Annotated in this window: 15 protein-coding genes; 9 read left to right on the top strand and 6 right to left on the bottom strand. The window is 39.6% G+C overall.

Annotated elements, in window-relative coordinates; translation table 11 throughout:
- Window positions 1–420: 420 nt before the first annotated feature.
- The 3 genes from AC3ISB_RS22435 to AC3ISB_RS22425 all read right to left on the bottom strand — a co-directional run bounded on the left by AC3ISB_RS22435 (window position 421) and on the right by AC3ISB_RS22425 (window position 2,934).
- Window positions 421–897: a hypothetical protein gene (locus AC3ISB_RS22435; protein ID WP_489274404.1), complete on the bottom strand. Its 477-nt coding sequence runs from the start codon at window positions 895–897 to the stop codon at window positions 421–423.
- A gap of 195 nt (window positions 898–1,092) precedes the next feature.
- Window positions 1,093–1,563 carry a FixH family protein gene (locus AC3ISB_RS22430; protein WP_480339640.1) on the bottom strand — a complete coding sequence of 157 codons (471 nt, stop codon included), beginning with the start codon at window positions 1,561–1,563 and terminating at the stop codon, window positions 1,093–1,095.
- Window positions 1,564–1,590: 27 nt separating this feature from the next.
- The gene (locus AC3ISB_RS22425) at window positions 1,591–2,934 is read right to left on the bottom strand and encodes a PepSY-associated TM helix domain-containing protein (protein ID WP_489274402.1); all 1,344 of its coding nucleotides are present in this window, start codon (window positions 2,932–2,934) and stop codon (window positions 1,591–1,593) included.
- 290 nt (window positions 2,935–3,224) lie between these two features.
- Here AC3ISB_RS22425 and AC3ISB_RS22420 point away from each other — a divergent pair, with 290 nt between their 5' ends.
- The 4 genes from AC3ISB_RS22420 (at window position 3,225) to AC3ISB_RS22405 (ending at window position 6,088) form a co-directional block, all read left to right on the top strand.
- Window positions 3,225–4,283: a M4 family metallopeptidase gene (locus AC3ISB_RS22420; protein ID WP_489274400.1), complete on the top strand. Its 1,059-nt coding sequence runs from the start codon at window positions 3,225–3,227 to the stop codon at window positions 4,281–4,283.
- A gap of 32 nt (window positions 4,284–4,315) precedes the next feature.
- A complete protein-coding gene (locus tag AC3ISB_RS22415; RefSeq protein WP_098370148.1) occupies window positions 4,316–4,627 on the top strand; it encodes a protealysin inhibitor emfourin in 312 nt (103 codons plus the stop codon).
- A 463-nt stretch (window positions 4,628–5,090) separates the two neighbouring features.
- Window positions 5,091–5,645, top strand: a complete 555-nt coding sequence (locus tag AC3ISB_RS22410; RefSeq protein WP_480339643.1) for a competence protein ComK — start codon at window positions 5,091–5,093, stop codon at window positions 5,643–5,645.
- A gap of 173 nt (window positions 5,646–5,818) precedes the next feature.
- The gene (locus AC3ISB_RS22405; protein ID WP_480339644.1) at window positions 5,819–6,088 is read left to right on the top strand and encodes an excalibur calcium-binding domain-containing protein; all 270 of its coding nucleotides are present in this window, start codon (window positions 5,819–5,821) and stop codon (window positions 6,086–6,088) included.
- Window positions 6,089–6,392: 304 nt separating this feature from the next.
- Here the strand turns inward: AC3ISB_RS22405 and AC3ISB_RS22400 are convergent, their stop codons facing one another.
- Complete coding sequence (locus AC3ISB_RS22400) at window positions 6,393–6,767, bottom strand: hypothetical protein (RefSeq protein WP_489274397.1); 375 nt, start codon at window positions 6,765–6,767, stop codon at window positions 6,393–6,395.
- 385 nt (window positions 6,768–7,152) lie between these two features.
- Between AC3ISB_RS22400 and AC3ISB_RS22395 the strand changes: the two genes are divergently transcribed.
- Window positions 7,153–8,466 carry an Nramp family divalent metal transporter gene (locus tag AC3ISB_RS22395; protein WP_098370144.1) on the top strand — a complete coding sequence of 438 codons (1,314 nt, stop codon included), beginning with the start codon at window positions 7,153–7,155 and terminating at the stop codon, window positions 8,464–8,466.
- A 95-nt stretch (window positions 8,467–8,561) separates the two neighbouring features.
- A complete protein-coding gene (locus tag AC3ISB_RS22390; RefSeq protein ID WP_489277003.1) occupies window positions 8,562–9,539 on the top strand; it encodes a 2-hydroxyacid dehydrogenase in 978 nt (325 codons plus the stop codon).
- 705 nt (window positions 9,540–10,244) lie between these two features.
- Here the strand turns inward: AC3ISB_RS22390 and AC3ISB_RS22385 are convergent.
- Complete coding sequence (locus AC3ISB_RS22385) at window positions 10,245–11,516, bottom strand: cation:dicarboxylate symporter family transporter (RefSeq protein ID WP_489274395.1); 1,272 nt, start codon at window positions 11,514–11,516, stop codon at window positions 10,245–10,247.
- A gap of 196 nt (window positions 11,517–11,712) precedes the next feature.
- Here AC3ISB_RS22385 and AC3ISB_RS22380 point away from each other — a divergent pair, with 196 nt between their 5' ends.
- A complete protein-coding gene (locus AC3ISB_RS22380) occupies window positions 11,713–12,984 on the top strand; it encodes a sensor histidine kinase (RefSeq protein WP_141993203.1) in 1,272 nt (423 codons plus the stop codon).
- Entirely contained in the window at window positions 12,981–13,901 is a 921-nt protein-coding gene (locus AC3ISB_RS22375) for a response regulator (protein WP_144548890.1), read from the top strand. Before AC3ISB_RS22380 ends, AC3ISB_RS22375 begins: the two co-directional genes overlap by 4 nt.
- Window positions 13,902–14,032: 131 nt before the next feature.
- Here the strand turns inward: AC3ISB_RS22375 and AC3ISB_RS22370 are convergent, their stop codons facing one another.
- The gene (locus AC3ISB_RS22370; protein WP_098370139.1) at window positions 14,033–14,290 is read right to left on the bottom strand and encodes a zinc ribbon domain-containing protein; all 258 of its coding nucleotides are present in this window, start codon (window positions 14,288–14,290) and stop codon (window positions 14,033–14,035) included.
- 411 nt (window positions 14,291–14,701) lie between these two features.
- On the opposite strand from AC3ISB_RS22370, the gene helD reads away from it, so the two are divergent.
- Complete coding sequence (gene helD / locus AC3ISB_RS22365; protein ID WP_489274393.1) at window positions 14,702–17,038, top strand: RNA polymerase recycling motor HelD; 2,337 nt, start codon at window positions 14,702–14,704, stop codon at window positions 17,036–17,038.
- Window positions 17,039–17,050 lie beyond the last annotated feature (12 nt).

Raw genomic sequence — 17,050 nt, 5'->3', positions numbered from 1 at the left:
ATGGTACATTTCCATATTCAGAAGGCACCCCCCAACAAGGGAAGCATTGCGTTCAGCTGAACACTAGCGAAGATGCCAGGGAGCAACTTATTGCGAACCTGAATCATTGGAGTCACTGGTGTGCCTCCTTGCTTCCGTTCACTTCATTGCATGGCCTTTTTCCTTTGGGAAAGGGTTTGTTTTTTTGCCCTCCTAACTTTTAAAATATTATTAATAAAATGATAGTATATGCCTTATTTTTTATGTAGCAGTGTAAATAAGTTATGTAGGCATCTGGATTACATCAAAATGTATTAATGTGATGGGAAATTTATTTATAACATTTGAAAAGATGACGTATCAAAAGTAAAAGAATCGCCCCTATGAAATACAGAGACGATTCCTTATGTTAAACACCCTTTCCACACAGAATGGATTACCCTAAATTGTTCTTCCCAAAAAATTCTGATGCTGATGAAGGATATTCGATGTTAAAAAAGCTCCAACAGGAGGTAATTGCTCGGTATAGGCGCTACCGCTAGCAGGAAATTGATTCAAAGCTATATCAGTGGTGGCAATCCAAGACCCAGATTCACCTGCTTGCAGAGAGGGAGGTTTCATAAGAAAACGTCCTTGTAGAATAAAATGCCGAATCCTAATCTGGTTATCATCAATCATGGTTAAATTGCCAGAGAATGTGGCATAAGGTGAATCAAATGAGATTTGTTTAGTGCTTTCATTCCAAAATCCATTAATCGGAATAGGTGTACCCTGAAAATTAATCGTACCAATTACCCTATTAATAGAGTTAATGGCAAGTGTACCCCAAATGATCGTTCTGCCAGCTATTGAAGAGTGGATACCCCATACTGATGGGAATGGAAAGCTAACCGAAGCAGTACCCTGTGAAGTTACCAATGCTATGCCCTCCCTTAAAGGTGGTTTATGTTCTGAGGAAGCTCCCTTGTTTAAAGGAACAATCCAGTATATGCAGCACGAACAGAATAATCCAATAAACAAAGGTGAAGTATTACATCCCTGCCTGTAAATGCATTCTCTCCGATCCATAAAAAATCCGGTCTTCAATTGAAAGCCGGATTTCAAATAAATTTATTAATGATGATGTTCATGACTTTCTTCTTGTTTTTGGCTCCCTTTTTGCAAGAATTTCAATTCACTTTCAGACAGTTTTCCTACGATAAACTGTTTTTTAGGCATAATGATTGAACCATCGTTACTCGCATGTACTTTTATATAGTATAGGCCATCACTATCAAAGTTTTTACTTAAAGTATAAGTACCGTTTCCCTCTTCCTCAGCTTGTTCCATACTATATTTGAGCGAGCCATCTTGTTTCCATATCTCAAAATGAACAAAATCTGCGTTTTCAACCTTTTTACCACCTTGAGTAAGAACAACCTTCATGGTCTCCTGTGTATTAGCTGAAAAGGATGCTGGTATAATTATTTCAGCTTCAAGTGGTGTCTCTTCTTTGTATAGATTAGTGACATCCTTTTCAAGTGAACAAGCACTTAACAATAGGCTGAAAATGAAGATTAAAGAAATACATATATTTTTTTTCACGGCAAAAGCCACCCTTTACATTTCGAATTATGCATTCAAAAACTTCTTTACTGCAGATATTCTTTTGATAATTAACCAGTCAATTAGCCAAACAACAATAAGAGACAAACCAACCAAAGGAAACAAAATTCCTAGACCTATTAACAGAAAAAGAAAGAATTTCATGTTCTTTATAGGAGGGGCTTTTGGTGCACCTAATCCTTTTTTCGGCTTTCGCTTCCACCATAAATAAAAACCACTAAATGCAACAAGCATAATTCCTATACAAATAAGAAGGCTGATTATTTGGTTAATCAAACCAAATTGAGTCCCTTTATGCAAGGTAATCCCCCAAGCAACTATTTTTCCTATTAAACCGTAATGCTCATAACGATAATCAGCTAGAACTGCACCGGAATATTGGTCAATATGTATAGTTGCTTCACCTTGTGCTTTTGGTGGAAAAGCTGACAATGTATAAACGCCATCCGTTTCTTGTGGAATATTTATGCTATAACTTGGATGCATGCCCTCACGATTCGCTATCGTGACAACATCATCAATGGAAAGTGGGATAAAGCCTTGAATATCTGAGATTGGTACATCTAAATTTTCTGCTGCCCAAGGAACATCTGCAATGTCTTTTGTTTTAATTAAGGATGTTGGAGCACTTCCAGTCCATATGGAAGGAGGATACCCAGATCCGGAATTGGTAGCCGCCGATTGAAAATTACTTCCCCAAAAACCAGACCAAGGCAAACCTGTCATAATTAAAAATAACATTCCTGCTGATATCCAAAAGGCAGGTACTGCATGTAAATCTCTTCTGAAAGTATTTTTACCTTTATTTATTCTTGGAAAAAGAACACCAGAAAGATTTAGTTTATTTTTGGGATACCATAAATAAAGACCAGAGACAATTAACACAACTGCCCAACACGCAGCTAACTCTACAATTCTATCTCCCAAGGTGCCGGCCATCAGTTCACCATGAATTTCTTCGATTTTATCCATAATTCTGTCTTCATCATTTAACTCTCCAATAGATTTACCTGTATACGGATCTATAAAAATGGTAAGAGACTCATTATTAGAAGTTATGCTTACTTCGCTTGAACGAGATGCATTTTCTCCGGGATGATATTTTGTCACCACTGCATCAGGGTAAAGTTTCTTCACTGTCTCAATCTGCTGGGATGCTGGTATCTTTTCTCCTTGCGGAATAACCTCTTGGTAGTTTTGATAAAGCACTTGTTCAATCTGTGGCTTAAATAAATAGATTGAGCCAGTAACTGCCAGAATAATAAGTAAGGGTGCAAAAATAATTCCAGCGTAAAAATGCCATCTCCATACTGTTCTATACAGAGAGGTGTTTTGTTGTTTAGTTTCCATTTATACAGGACCTCCAAGTAGTACTATTAAATTCACCTATATAGATGATAAAAGGAAATTGTGAGAAAAATATGAAATTTATATAAAAAAAGGAAGTTTGTATTTGTTAAAGATGAAATGGTCATCGACTAAGAAGAACAACTGTAACTAAGGAGTGAAAGAGTAGGATGGAATGGAGGGAAATGAGGGAAGTGCGGCGAAAGTAATCTATAGAATGTGTTGAAGATAAGCAGCACTATTGAAAAAAGAAATTGTATAGATCGTAAAAAAACTTTAAAGGAGTGACGAATATGCATAATAAGGATCGTTCCAAAGAGTGTCAGTGTTTCATCGTACCTAACTACATTCTTGAGAATATGGCACAAAATGAAGTGGAAGAAGCACGGATCAGTTTAGCGAAAAGCCGTCAAATGCGCAGGCGCAGAATCTTTAAAGAATATGATATTGACGGTGTTGTCGCTTTAACGGATGCAGGATCTGAACGTCAAGGTGAATCTGCCCGCCATGTTTACGATTGTAAAGGGGGAACGAAACTCCGGCAGAATGAGGCTAGGAAAGAAGGAGATCGATCTAGTGGAGATCCTGTCGTTAACGCTGCATACGATTATAGCGGAGTTGTGCGTGACTACTTCAAGAATGTCTTGCACCGCAATTCTATTGATAACCAAGGCCTTGATCTCATTCTGAACGTTCATTATGGGAATAAATTCACGAATGCCTATTGGGACGGGGATGAAATGGTATTTGGTGACGGCGATGGGGTCATCTTTAGCAATTTTGCCAATTCACTCGATGTAATTGGACACGAACTGACACATGGGGTTACGCAGTTCACAAGTGGATTGGAGTATGAAGGTCAGTCCGGGGCTTTGAACGAACATCTTTCAGATGTGTTTGGAGTTGCCATTAAACAATTTCACTTAAAGCAAACGGCAGGAAATGCCGATTGGCTAATCGGTGCTGATATAATGGGACCAACACTGAAAGGGCAGGCACTCCGTTCGATGAAGGCGCCAGGTACTGCATTTGACAATAAGTTAATGGGTAAAGATATTCAGCCTGATCATATGAAGAACTTCTATAAAGGAGAACGCGATAATCATGGTGTCCATATCAATAGCGGCATACCAAACAAGGCCTTTTATCTAGTATCCATGGAGATCGGAACGGACAAGGCGGCATTGATCTGGTTCAATGCGATGCAGAATTTATTTGCAACGGCAAATTTCAATCAATTCGTGCAAATTGTCATCAAAGCAGCGCAAAAACTTGTTGATAGCGGAGAAGTGCCTGAAACAGCTATAGGAACAATTGAAAATGCTTTTAAAGCGGTTGGATTGCCTGAGTAGTCATATTCCATGAATAGGAGGACTCATCTAACATGTATATCAAATTTAGCTGCATAGGGGGATTTGCCAACCTCGACTTGAATTGCCAGATAGATACGGATGAATTGCCGAAAGAGCAAAATGAGGAATTGCAGAACTTAATGAAGACAGCTGACCTTCCTAATGCTGCCGAAAGTAAAAAAGTAAAAGCGCAAGGGTTCGACTCGTTTTCATACCAACTGGATATAGCAGATGAAAAGAAGAAGCAGTCTTTCTCGTTTACTGACATAACAGCTCCAGAGGACGTGCGGCCCTTATTGGATTATTTACGGAATTTAGCGATTGAAAAAAAGATGGCAGAATAACCATATCAAAAAAAGTCTATCATCAAGATAGACTTTTTTTGACGTGTCTTAAAACTTCACAAAAATGTCATTTCATTTCACTTTTATATGAATTTTGGCTGTTTGTTCTCTAAATGGACACAAATTAACAAGGAAATAGCAATCTGAGCAGCAGATTTTAAAAGAAAATTCGAGATTTTTTATAGAGTTAGCCAATCAAACAGGTAATGCAGTCACAAAAGGGAACGAATTTGGAAAGAGGAAAAAATAGAGCAGTTTTACAAAAAAAGCATAAAATAGGATAATAGTCGCGTGGAGGTGAATGACATATCAAGAATGAAAGTGACGATAGACGAAAATAAAAACCCCTAGGTGAGTACGTCCTGGAAGACATCACCTAAGGGCTTGCGAGCAGGAGTATACCTGCCTCTATGTCCAGCATACTCCATAAAAAGGAATAGGGAAATGGGGAGTGAATGGTAGGATGATACGAAAAAACTATTTATTGAATATGGAAACGGTAGGAATGATGGAGCATTACGATTCTAATGGTGTGGAGATGACCACGGTAGTGGAAGGAGAGAACACATACCATGTTGCCCAACCGCGACAGGAAATCCTGAATAACACGCTGAACCACTTTGGACTGGATCTGGATGGCGGACTTGCAGCAGCCAAATCCGTGCTTGGCGGTAAATACAGACTGCCTGTCTGCATAAACGCCCAGCTGGGAATGGTCTGGTTCTCCTCCCGCTCTTTCCGGAAAAGAGGAGGGATCTGGTTTTCCTACATCCACATTCGTGATCTCGAGGAAATGAACGAAAAAGAAACCTTGGTCCACACAAACTACGGACATTGCCTTCCTGTTAACTTAAGCAAAAATCAGCTCGCCTTCAAAAGGGACCAGGCATCCTATCTGCATACAACCTTCCATGAACGCTCTTTAGGCAAAAAGAACTTTTATTACGAACCGGGAAGCGGAATCACCTTTTGCAAAGAACCTGGGGAGGTCCAATACAGGGTGAAAGGGAAGGAATAATTAAATCAATGAAAGGAAGACCGCCGAATTGGCGGTCTTTTCTTAGGAGTAGATCAAGTGAGAGCGGGTTTTATTTAAGAAAACTCTAAATATGGAAATATAGTTATTGTAAAAAATGGAATGATACATTATGATTAGTAAAAAGTTAATTTTTAGGAAAGGAAGTACATATTTTGAAACGACTATTTGCTATTTTACTATCTTTTGGACTAATTTTAGGTCTCTCGTTTGGCGCGAATGATGTTGCCAGTGCCAAAACAAAGGTGAAGACGTATAAAAACTGTACAGCATTGAATAAAGACTACAAAGGAGGCGTAGCTCGTACATCTTCCGTTAAAAATAAAGGAGGAAAAACGAAATACAAACCTCACGTTTCAAAGGCGCTATATGATGCCAATAAAAAAAGCGATCGTGACAAAGACTTGATCGCTTGTGAAAAATAAGGATTATTCTAAGAGACCTTTTAAAAGAAGGTCTCTTTTTATTAAGATTGCTGCTTTACATAAATGGTTGTAGAAAAATAATTCAATTCTCCATAAAAATGCCCCACCTCGATCCTGGTAGCAAATTGTGGAGTAGTCTCCGAATTACCGGGGAACCTTCTATAGCATGACCGTTTGGTGTATTGGCACCAGCGGTCTTTTTTATGCTTTTATTCGAAAAATGAATAAAAAGCTAAAGCCTATACAGGTCTTTAGCTTTTTTTTCGCGGTTAATCTTCCACTAACCCAATTTAAGACATCTTTTTTATCTTTCAAACCGTCCAAAATGTGTATTTTCTCGATTTATAAGTGCATCACCAAGATTGATTCTGCTCATAAGTCTCTCATGGTCCGAAGGAAAACGCTCTTTAATGTTTGCAACTCCCTCTATTGTTGGGATATTACCATTAGGCCTAGGACGTTCTTCTCTTTGAAATCCGGGGTTCAAACTATCATCAATCATTACAGGTCTGTCAATTGTATCGTTGTCATCATTATTATTAGTTGGGTCTCTATCAAGGTTCCCGGCATTATTAAATGGATCATTGTTATTATCTTGTGGCATACATTTCACTCCTTCGCTTATATTATCCGCTGATGGCATTAATTTATTCGCACGCTGTACTAATCCCTTATCCATATAGTAACGAATCCTGTCTTTTCTAATCCGTAACAACGCCAATTCTCTTGAATTGTCATCAAGTACGAAGGGCCAAAAGGTTTTTTTTATGAAAGGATATTAAAAAAACTTATAAATATTATTATTGACTTACATTTTAAATTGTCTTACAATTTCAATGTAAATAGTCAAAACATTCAATTAAATGGAAGGGGAGCTTTTTTTACGAGCTGATTCACTTCAACATGAAGCACGACAACATACTGCAGCGTACACTTTATGACATTCGAAAATGTCATAAAGTCTTGTCATAATTTCAATATCTGTATGTCTAGAGATATCAAAGTATCAATGCTTTAGAAAAAATGAAAGCGAATACATTACTCGTTGGAATGGAGTGAATAACTTGAAAAATCAATCAAACCTTGCTGAATCTACTGTGATTGTTCCGGAGGTCGTAAGTAAGAAGCCAAATTTCATCACGAAGTTTAAAACATCTTATGGTCCGGGGATTCTTGCCGTGTTAACGTGGCTTGGAGCCGGAGACCTGGTAACTTCATCGGTTGCCGGGGCAGATTATGGGTATAGCTTAATGTGGATTTTAGCTCTGTCATTAATCCTTCGTTTTCTTATCGTTAATGTTATCGCCAGATTCCAGCTCTGTAACACAGAGGGGTTAACCATACTTGAAGGATATGGACGCATTCATCCGTTTTTCGGTTACTTCATGTTTGGTTATGCATTAATAATGGGTCATCTTTTTAATGCATATATGATTAAGGGAGCGGGAGAGGTTTTATCGACCCTATTCCATGTTAATCAGCCATTCTTAGCTTCAATGGTAGTTGTAGGATTAGTTTTTATGCTTATTGGCAGAAATATTTATAATAGAATTGAAAGTGTAATGAAAGTGCTTTTGGCATTATTGACCATTGCCTTCTTGTTCCTGGCCATTCAAGCAACACCGGATGTGGGGCAAATCATTAAGGGAACTGTTGGTTTTAGCATTCCAAGTGATACTGGTGTTCATGGAGCATTATTGGTAGCGATTTCAATTATCGGTGCAGTGGCAGGATCGATTTCGAACTTTGTTCATCCATATTTCATGAAGGAAAAGGGCTGGACGAAACCGAGTCATGTAAAGGTTCAAAGAAATGATTTGCTGTTTGCCATCGCAGTTTGCATCGTGATTAATTTGGCCATTTGGGTGGTTGGGGCAGAAATTTTAAAACCGAATGGAATTCATGTGGAAACGATTGATGACTTGGCAATGGCATTACAAATGTCGTTAGGACAATTTGGCTGGTACATTTTCTATCTTGGTGTATTTGGCGTATTGTTCGCGAGTGTAGTAGGCAAGTCAACTGGTTTTCCTAGATTGATAGTAGATGCCTTTTACGTAATAAATAAGGATCGTCGCGAAAAGTACAATGGTAAATATGAAAAAGATCCAATGTATAAATGGGTTATGATTTTTGTATTGGTTACCCCAATCATTTGGTCCATTCCCGGCATGCCTGGTTTCATCGCACTGACAATTGGCGTAAATGCAATAAACATAATCGGTTTTCCTATTATCGCTATTGGGATGCTGGTGCTATCAAATAAAAAAAGTTTGATGGGAAAATATAAAAACAATTGGTTCGAAAATATTATTCTATCTTTAGCTTCCATTTTAGCGGTTTGGTCCGCCATTCAATTAGCTACAACCTTTTTTTAAATAATGGTAGATTATAGGTAGAGGTATTTCAAAATATTTGTGTCTGCATTTGATCCCGATGGGGTCCTACTTTATTGGAAGTGAGGGTATCAATGATGAAACCGAAAGTAATCATCTATAAGAAAGTCGATCAAGAAGTGTTGGATTATGTTCGAGAGACTTGTGATGTCGTTTATTTTGAAGGTCTTGACTCACAAAATTACCCTGAATTTCTTCAAGAGCTGAAGAACGCACAAGGTATATTAGGTTCAGGATTAAAAGTGGATAAAACTATACTGGACCAAGCACCGCAATTAAAAATCGTCTGTAACTCATCAGTTGGTTACGACAATTTGGATATAACCGAGTTATCCAATCGAGGAATCCTTGCCACGAACACTCCTGAGGTATTGAACGAAACAGTCGCAGATACGATTATGGGCTTGATGCTGTCCACAGCGAGAAGAATGCCAGAGATGGATCAAATGGTAAAATCAGGGCAGTGGACATCGAATATCGGAGAAAAATCATTTGGGTTGGACGTCCATCATAAAGTATTAGGGATTATCGGGATGGGCGGAATAGGCTCTGCCGTTTCAAAAAGGGCCCGTTTTGGATTCGATATGAACATCCTATATCACAACAGATCTAGAAATGAAGAAGCAGAACAAAAGTATGGAGCTACATACTGTTCTCTGGAAGAACTGTTAAAGCAATCTGATTTTGTCTGCTTGATGACACCGCTGACTCCCCAAACTGAAAAGATGATGGGGGAAAAAGAATTCAAGCTCATGAAAGAGACTGCCCTCTTCATCAATTGTTCAAGAGGGAAAACAGTGGATGAAGAAGCCTTGATCACTGCGCTTAAAAACGGTGAAATTCACGCGGCAGGACTGGATGTCTTTGTACAAGAGCCCGTCCAGGAAGACAATCCATTGCTTTCCATGAAGAATGTCGTCACTTTGCCTCATATCGGTTCCGCAACATATGAAACCCGCCTGAAAATGGCGATGCTGGCAGCAACCAACCTTGTAGCCGGATTACAGGGAGAAACTCCGCCTACTTTGATTAAAGCTGGCGTAAAGGTGAAGTGATTTCTTAAACAGCTTTTATAAATTAAGATGGATAGCCTTATTTGGGGCTATCCATTTTTTAGTTCCGGATTATTCAATATTTTTACTTCTTCTGCAAAACAAACAAGCCCTCACTATAAAGGAGGGCTTCAGGCTGTAGACAAACTTGTTACTATAGATTTCCGCTCCAGGCACTCGCTTTCCGCGGGTGGTCCGCCCTCGGCGCTGCCTGCGGGGTCTCCCTTGGACGCACTATACCCGCAGGAGTCTCGAACGCCCGTTCCAATCACCTTTGTTTTAGAATCAGAAACCACTCTATAAAGGAGGGCTTCAAGCTGTAGACGAACTTGTTACTATAGATTTCCACTCCAGGCACTCGCTTTCCGCGGGTGGTCCGGGAGCCTCCTCGGCGCTGCCTGCGGGGTCTCCTTTGGACGCACTATTCCCGCAGGAGTCTCGTGCCTTCCGTTCCAATCAGATTTGTTTTAAAATTAGAAGCCCTCACTATAAAGGAGGGCTTCAAGCTGTAGACGAACTTGTTACTATAGATTTCCACTCTAGGAACTAGCTTTCCGCGGGGTCTCCCTTGGACGCACTATTCCCGCAGGAGTCTCGAACGCCCGTTCCAATCACCTTTGTTTTAGAATCAGAAACCACTCTATAAAGGAGGGTATGATCCTATGAAATCTTTCTCAATACGTACGGTATGATTTATATGGATATAGTTTATGCTACGTCTGATTGTTTAATGGAATCAACGTAATGGTTTGCTTTATCCTGGTCAAATTCGCCTTCCCACTTCGACATGACAATCGCCGCCAATGAGTTCCCAACGACATTAACCGCTGATCTTCCCATATCCAAAATTCGGTCGATACCGGCAATGAACGCAACACCTTCCAACGGCAGTCCCATTGAACCAAGTGTTGTTAAAACAACAACGAATGACGCCCCCGGAACGCCAGCCATTCCTTTTGACGTTAACATCAATACTAGTAACAGAGTAATCTGTTGTGTAATGGACAGATCAATACCATACATTTGTGCCACGAAAAGTGAAGCAAGTGCTTGGTAAATCGATGAGCCGTCTAGATTAAACGTATAGCCTGTTGGAATTACAAAAGAAGTAATGGATTTCGGGCAGCCAAACTTCTCCATTTTGTCCATAAGCCTTGGTAATACCGACTCTGAACTTGCTGTTGTAAAGGCCAAAATCAGTTCATCCTTTAACACTTTCAGGATAACAAAAATGCTTGTCCCAGACATTTTCGCTATAATTCCAAGAATGACGAACACGAAGAATATCATCGTCACATAAACAGCAACTACCAGGTTCCCTAAAGGAATTAATGTTTCGATACCAAATTTGGCAACAGTTACACCAATGAGTGCAAACACACCAAAAGGGGCAAATTTCATGACTAGATTCGTCACCCAAAACATAACTTCCAACACACCTTCAAAGAATCCAAGAATAGGCTTTCCTTTTTCGCCTATCGCAGCCACACCTAAGCCGAATAAAACAGAAAAGAAGATAATCGGTAATAAATCCGCTTGAGCCATTGATTCAAATACATTTTGAGGAACAATATGTGAAATTGTTTCACCAAAGCCACTGCTTCCAGCCGTCTTTGTTGTTTCTTCATATTTTGAAATATCACTTTTTTCAAGACTGCTTGTATCTAAACCAGTCCCGGGATGGAACAAGTTTGCCGCCAGTAATCCAATAACAATGGCAATTGTGGTGACAATCTCGAAATAAAGAAGGGTCTTCCCGCCTAATTTTCCTAGTTTTTTAATATCGCCGACTCCCGCTATTGAGACCACTAATGCAGCCATGACGATCGGGATGACAATCATTTTAATTAAATGAATGAAAATATCGCCGATAGGTGCCATAATGGCCATGGCTGTTTCATTACCATGGAATAAAGCACCGACAACGATACCTAGTACAAGTGCAATAAAAATTTGAGTAGCTAAGCCAAACTTTTTCATTTTAATTCCTCCTATCATTTTGTTAACGCTTTCATTTTTTAGATTATTTTAAGTTTAAGATCAGCCTACCGGAACCTACTGAAACCTACTGATATTTACAAGTGATAGAAAAAATAAAAATTTCAGTTAAAACCCCTCTCTCTTTTTTACCATTTCATGTGTTATGTTTTTATAAAGTGACTGGGGAGGGACCGTGTTGAAAAAGAGTATAAGGATATTATTATTGATTATGATTGCGGTGCCTCTTGCGGGTGAATTCAAGTTTTATCCCTTCGAGGGTACATTCAGAGTCAGTTTGGGAACCCCCGTCTTTTTCTTGTTTTTGCTATGGGGGAGGGGGATCCACCCGATTATTGCAGGCATTTTAACGGGGATGAGTGTGTTTGTTTTTCGTTTTTCACTGGCTGTCGGAATACGGGACATATCTGTTGAGGAAGCGATGTATCTTCATTTTCCCGCCTTTTTCTATTATTTCATCTACGCGTTCGCATTTCATAAGACTAAATTGAACGAACGCCACGATCAGCCTTTAATGATCGGGCTTTTAGGGGTATTGATCGAGCTTTTTGCAAGTGTATCCGAAATGGCAATCCGTTCCTTCTTGGCGAATCAGGACACACCCTTGCTAGCCATTGACCAACTCGTTTTAATCGCCTTTATTCGAAGCTTTTTCGTTCTCGGCTTTTTTAATATATTAAAGCTGAGAGAAGCAAAATTCGCAGAAGCGGAGCAGCGCATGCAAAAGGAACAAATGCTGCTTTTCATTTCAAGTTTGTATGAAGAATCGGTTCAACTGAAGAAAACGATGCAAAATGCGGAAGAAATCACCCGTACTTGTTATGACTTTTACCGTCGATTAAAATCAGAGGGGACTAATGGAAGTGATGCGCAAACGGCGTTGCAGATTGCTGGTCTCGTGCATGAAATCAAAAAAGATAACCAGCGGATTTATGCGGGGCTGTCGGAACTCATGTCTTCCGAAAACCTGCAGGAATACATGAATATCGAAGAGCTTGGTAACATCATGATCGTGTCCAATAGACGATATGCTGAGTCCCTTCGCAAAGATATTTCATTTTCCTTGCATATAGATGGTGACCATCCGCCCTACCATGTATATATGGTATTATCATTAATAAATAATTTATTGGCCAATGCAGTGGAAGCGATCAAAGAAGAGGGATACGTATCATTGCATGTGAAAAGGAAAGATCAATTCGCGGAGTTTTGCATCAGTGACAATGGCCCCGGCATTGCACCGAAGCAGAAGGAAGTCATTTTTACAGCAGGATACACAAAGAAATTCGATGAGGCGGGAAACCCTTCGACAGGAATCGGGTTATCGTATGTGAAACAAACTGTTGAAAGATTTGGAGGACAAATCAGGTTAATGGATAACTATAAAGAAACCGTATTCATCGTAGAACTTCCGATTGCTGCGATTATGGAGAAAGGGTTAACGAGATGAATTATTTCATTATAGATGATGATCCTGCCATTCGAGGGATGCTGACAGAGATGATTGAAGACGAAGATTTAGGTAAAGTTGTGGGAGAAGCAGAAGACGGATCGTTAGTGAATAATGGCGTACTGTCTTTTAAAAAAGCAGACATTGTCCTAATCGATTTGCTCATGCCAATTAGGGACGGAATTGAAACGATCAGGGCTCTTGCTGATGGATTTCAAGGAAAGTTTGTGATGATTTCGCAAGTGGAATCGAAAGAACTGATTGGAGAGGCGTATAGATTAGGGGCGGAATACTACATTACAAAACCGCTGAACCAAGTTGAAATTTCATGCATATTAAACAAAGTGAACGAGCGAATACTGGTGGATCAATCGATCCAAGGCATTCAAAAATCGTTGAATGTGTTTACGGGCCGCCCGAAGTCTTCGAAAGTGTCCTCCTCTCATACAAAAAATATTATGGAAGCCGGACGTTCCTTAATTTCCGATTTAGGTATGATTGGCGAAGGGGGAAGCGAGGATTTACTAAACATTTTAGGATTCCTTCAAAGTGAAAAGAAAAGACTCGGTTCCGCCTACACGTTTCCATATTTAAAGGAAATTTTTGCTGGGATTGCTGCTGAAAAGCTGGGAGATCAAGCGAAAGAGGCCGAAATCCAGAAAGAAATGAAAGCCTCTGAGCAGCGTGTCCGCCGCGCTCTTAACCAGGCCCTCATCCATATCGCTTCATTAGGATTGACGGATTATATGAATCCAAAATTCGAAGCCTATTCATCCACATTTTTTGATTTCTCGGAAGTCCGCAAAAAAATGCTGGAGCTAGAAGACAAAAGCAAAAAAGTAAGCAGCCAGAGCCGTAATAACATGAAAAAGTTTATCCAAGTGCTGTTTATGGAAGCAAGACAGATGATGAAATAATAAACCAGAAACACAAGTGTAATAGATTGAAAATTCACAAAAACATTTTCATATTTTTCAATGGAAGAAACAAAAAGACAAATCCGTTTATATGGATTTGTCTTTTTATTTCTTCGTTTTCTAATAGTTGATTATTTCCATCGCTCTAACTTCGGGATGCCTCTACTAAAAAACTTAGCAATAAATTTGGGCATTTTCATATTTTCCATCATATGATTTTGAACAAATTTTTGCATTTCTATCGCAGTAATATTTTGAGTGAATTCACCATTTATATAACAATGGCTGCAATATTTAGTACTTTTACTACCATCTTTTTCAGTTCCTCCACCTAATTCATCCTTAGATAGTGGCATTCCACAACTCTGACATGCTTTATATTTTTTCATTATAAATTCTCCTGCAAAAAGTTTTATTCTAAACATTATCTAACAAACAAAATTAAGTCAAGACAATATGAATCACATATCATCGAAACGACGAATCAACTGTTGATGTGGGTGTTGCGGCTATTATGAAAGGCAGGACTAGCGAAGCTTTAGGCCTAAATAATCATAAAAATAACCAGTCAAGCTACTTGCTCAACTGGTTATGGCTTTATATGCTAAATTAGAGTTTAAAATGACGATTTATTATGGCAACTGTTGTGCAATATACATTGATATAGTTCTGAAAATGTGATAAATTAGTATAGAAACACATTTATCAATATACTATAACAGTTTATCCCTTACTATAAGTATAAGGTAAAGCTCACCTCTAGTCAACCCCTATTTTTATTTTTTGAAGGAGTGTCTGATATGAACGATGAAATTCGGCAGGAGCAAGAACGTTTGGACGGGGTGATAGAAACAATTACGAAACAAATCAGCAAAATTGAAGGAGAAACTTCCCAGCGCAGAAAAGAAGTTGTTAATATCCGTAAACACTTTTGGGATGACCTCAAGGTTAATATGGATACTTTCGATGATTACCTCGAGACCATCATTGGCTTAAGGCAACAGGCTCAAGCCTTGTCAGAACGCGAAGGCGCACATAGATATTCCTTCAAGAGGTTGTCTACACTGCGCCGCATGCAGGAAGTACCTTATTTCGGTCGTATCGATATCACTGAAGAAGGGTCCGAACTTACGGAACATATTTATATCGGGACCTCCACTCTTACTGATACAACAGGAGAAAACTTCATTGTCTACGATTGGAGGGCTCCGATTTCGAGTGTTTATTATGACTATCCTCCCGGCCCCGTACAATACTCTACTCCAGGAGGCATGATTTCTGGGATGTTGGAGAAAAAGTGGCAATATATCATCAAGGGAGGCGTTATCGAATCAATGTTCGATACGAGTCTCACCATTGGAGATGAGATTCTGCAGCAGGTGCTTGGCAAAGGAACAGATAAGCATATGCACAGTATTGTGTCCACCATTCAACGGGAGCAAAATAAGATCATCCGGAACGATCGCGGACGTCTGCTCATTGTTCAAGGTGCCGCTGGCAGCGGCAAGACATCAGCTGCCCTCCAACGGATCGCTTACTTGCTTTACAAGAATCGGGAATGGCTAAAAGCCGACCAAATCATTTTATTCTCTCCTAACTCAATGTTTAATAACTACGTATCCAATGTGTTGCCCGAACTTGGCGAAGAGAATATGCAGCAGGTAACATTCCAGGAATACTTGGATCATCGTCTGACTGACTCGTTTCAAGTTGAGGATCCTTATGAGCAATTAGAATTTTTGTTGACTGCAGCGGATGATCCTTCCTATAGCACTAGGACAGCGAGCATCCAATTTAAGGCATCGATTCGCTTCTTTGAGATAATTAAATCATACAGACAATCACTAGAACTTTCTGGAATGATCTTTAGAGGGTTAAAGTTCCGGGGGAAAACGCTCGTCTCCGCCAAACAAATCTCAGAAAGATTTTATAACACAGACACCACCCTACGTTTTCACAATAGGGTTGAAAAGTTGAAAGACTGGTTATGTGAGATGCTTGATGAAACGGAAAAGTCTGAGTTGAAAAAACCTTGGGTCCAGGAGGAAATCGAGTACCTTAGCAAAGAAGACTATCAAAAGGTATACACCTACCTAGAGAAAAAACGCGGCCTTAATGAAGATTCATTTGACGATTATGAGAAAGAGCATAAAATGCTCACGCGCATGATTGTTCGCAACAAATTGAAGACGTTACGCAAACGGGTAAAGGCACTTCATTTTATCAATATTAAGCAAATATACAAGCAACTTTTTGACGAACAAATACGGAGTGAACTGTGGAATGAGGGTGAAACACCTGTCGAAAGGGAAATATGTTTATCAACGCAAAAAATGCTGGACGAAGGTAAACTGCATTACGAAGACGCGACTCCATTTTTGCTGCTGAAGGAGCTAATTGTAGGATTTCAGACGAATACTTCTATAAAATACGTGCTTGTAGACGAAGCACAGGATTATTCTCCATTTCAATTCGAGTTTTTGAAACGGTTGTTTCCATCTGCAAGGATGACCGTGCTCGGTGACTTTAACCAGGCAATCTTTGCTCATGCCAGCGAACGGGTGGATTTCCAGACTCTTACCAGTTTATACGGAATAGGTGAAACCGAGAGTATAACCTTGGATCAAAGTTACAGATCCACAAAGCAGATTATAGAATTTACACGTGAACTAGTTCCTGAAGGCCATCGAATTAAGGCATTCGATCGTGAAGGCGAGAAGCCTGTACTGACTCAAGTGTCCAGCCGTGATGAATTGCACCACAATATCGTTTCTAAAGTCAAAGACTTACAAAGTCGTAAATATAATACCATCGCAATAATATGTAAATCCGCTGCCGAAAGTGCCGCTGCATACGATGCCCTTAGTATCCTCGGTGAAATTAAACTCGTACAGAAAGGCACAAATGAATATGAACAGGGTGTTGTTGTCATTCCGGCTTATTTGGCCAAGGGCATCGAATTCGATGCTGTCATCATTTATGATGCATCTGTGCAAACATACGGTGATGAGAGCCTGCGAAGATTGTTCTACACCGCATGTACCAGGGCTATGCATGACTTACACATATATACGGTTGGCGAACCCAGTCCTTTCTTGCAAAACGATGCAACGAAGCGTTTACTACTGACATATTAGCGCTTCCTTTTT

It is taken from the genome of Peribacillus sp. GL_122 (genome assembly GCF_057835005.1).
This window is presented reverse-complemented; position numbering and strand designations above follow the sequence as displayed.

What these genes read in the sequence shown, in the direction of transcription:
- helD (WP_489274393.1), top strand. Translation starts at nt 14,702, where the DNA reads ATGAACGATGAAATTCGGCAGGAGCAAGAACGTTTGGACGGGGTGATA.
- AC3ISB_RS22370 (WP_098370139.1), bottom strand. Translation starts at nt 14,290, where the DNA reads ATGAAAAAATATAAAGCATGTCAGAGTTGTGGAATGCCACTATCTAAG.
- AC3ISB_RS22415 (WP_098370148.1), top strand. Translation starts at nt 4,316, where the DNA reads ATGTATATCAAATTTAGCTGCATAGGGGGATTTGCCAACCTCGACTTG.
- AC3ISB_RS22385 (WP_489274395.1), bottom strand. Translation starts at nt 11,516, where the DNA reads ATGAAAAAGTTTGGCTTAGCTACTCAAATTTTTATTGCACTTGTACTA.
- AC3ISB_RS22390 (WP_489277003.1), top strand. Translation starts at nt 8,562, where the DNA reads ATGAAACCGAAAGTAATCATCTATAAGAAAGTCGATCAAGAAGTGTTG.
- AC3ISB_RS22420 (WP_489274400.1), top strand. Translation starts at nt 3,225, where the DNA reads ATGCATAATAAGGATCGTTCCAAAGAGTGTCAGTGTTTCATCGTACCT.
- AC3ISB_RS22400 (WP_489274397.1), bottom strand. Translation starts at nt 6,767, where the DNA reads ATGGATAAGGGATTAGTACAGCGTGCGAATAAATTAATGCCATCAGCG.
- AC3ISB_RS22375 (WP_144548890.1), top strand. Translation starts at nt 12,981, where the DNA reads ATGAATTATTTCATTATAGATGATGATCCTGCCATTCGAGGGATGCTG.
- AC3ISB_RS22425 (WP_489274402.1), bottom strand. Translation starts at nt 2,934, where the DNA reads ATGGAAACTAAACAACAAAACACCTCTCTGTATAGAACAGTATGGAGA.
- AC3ISB_RS22410 (WP_480339643.1), top strand. Translation starts at nt 5,091, where the DNA reads ATGATACGAAAAAACTATTTATTGAATATGGAAACGGTAGGAATGATG.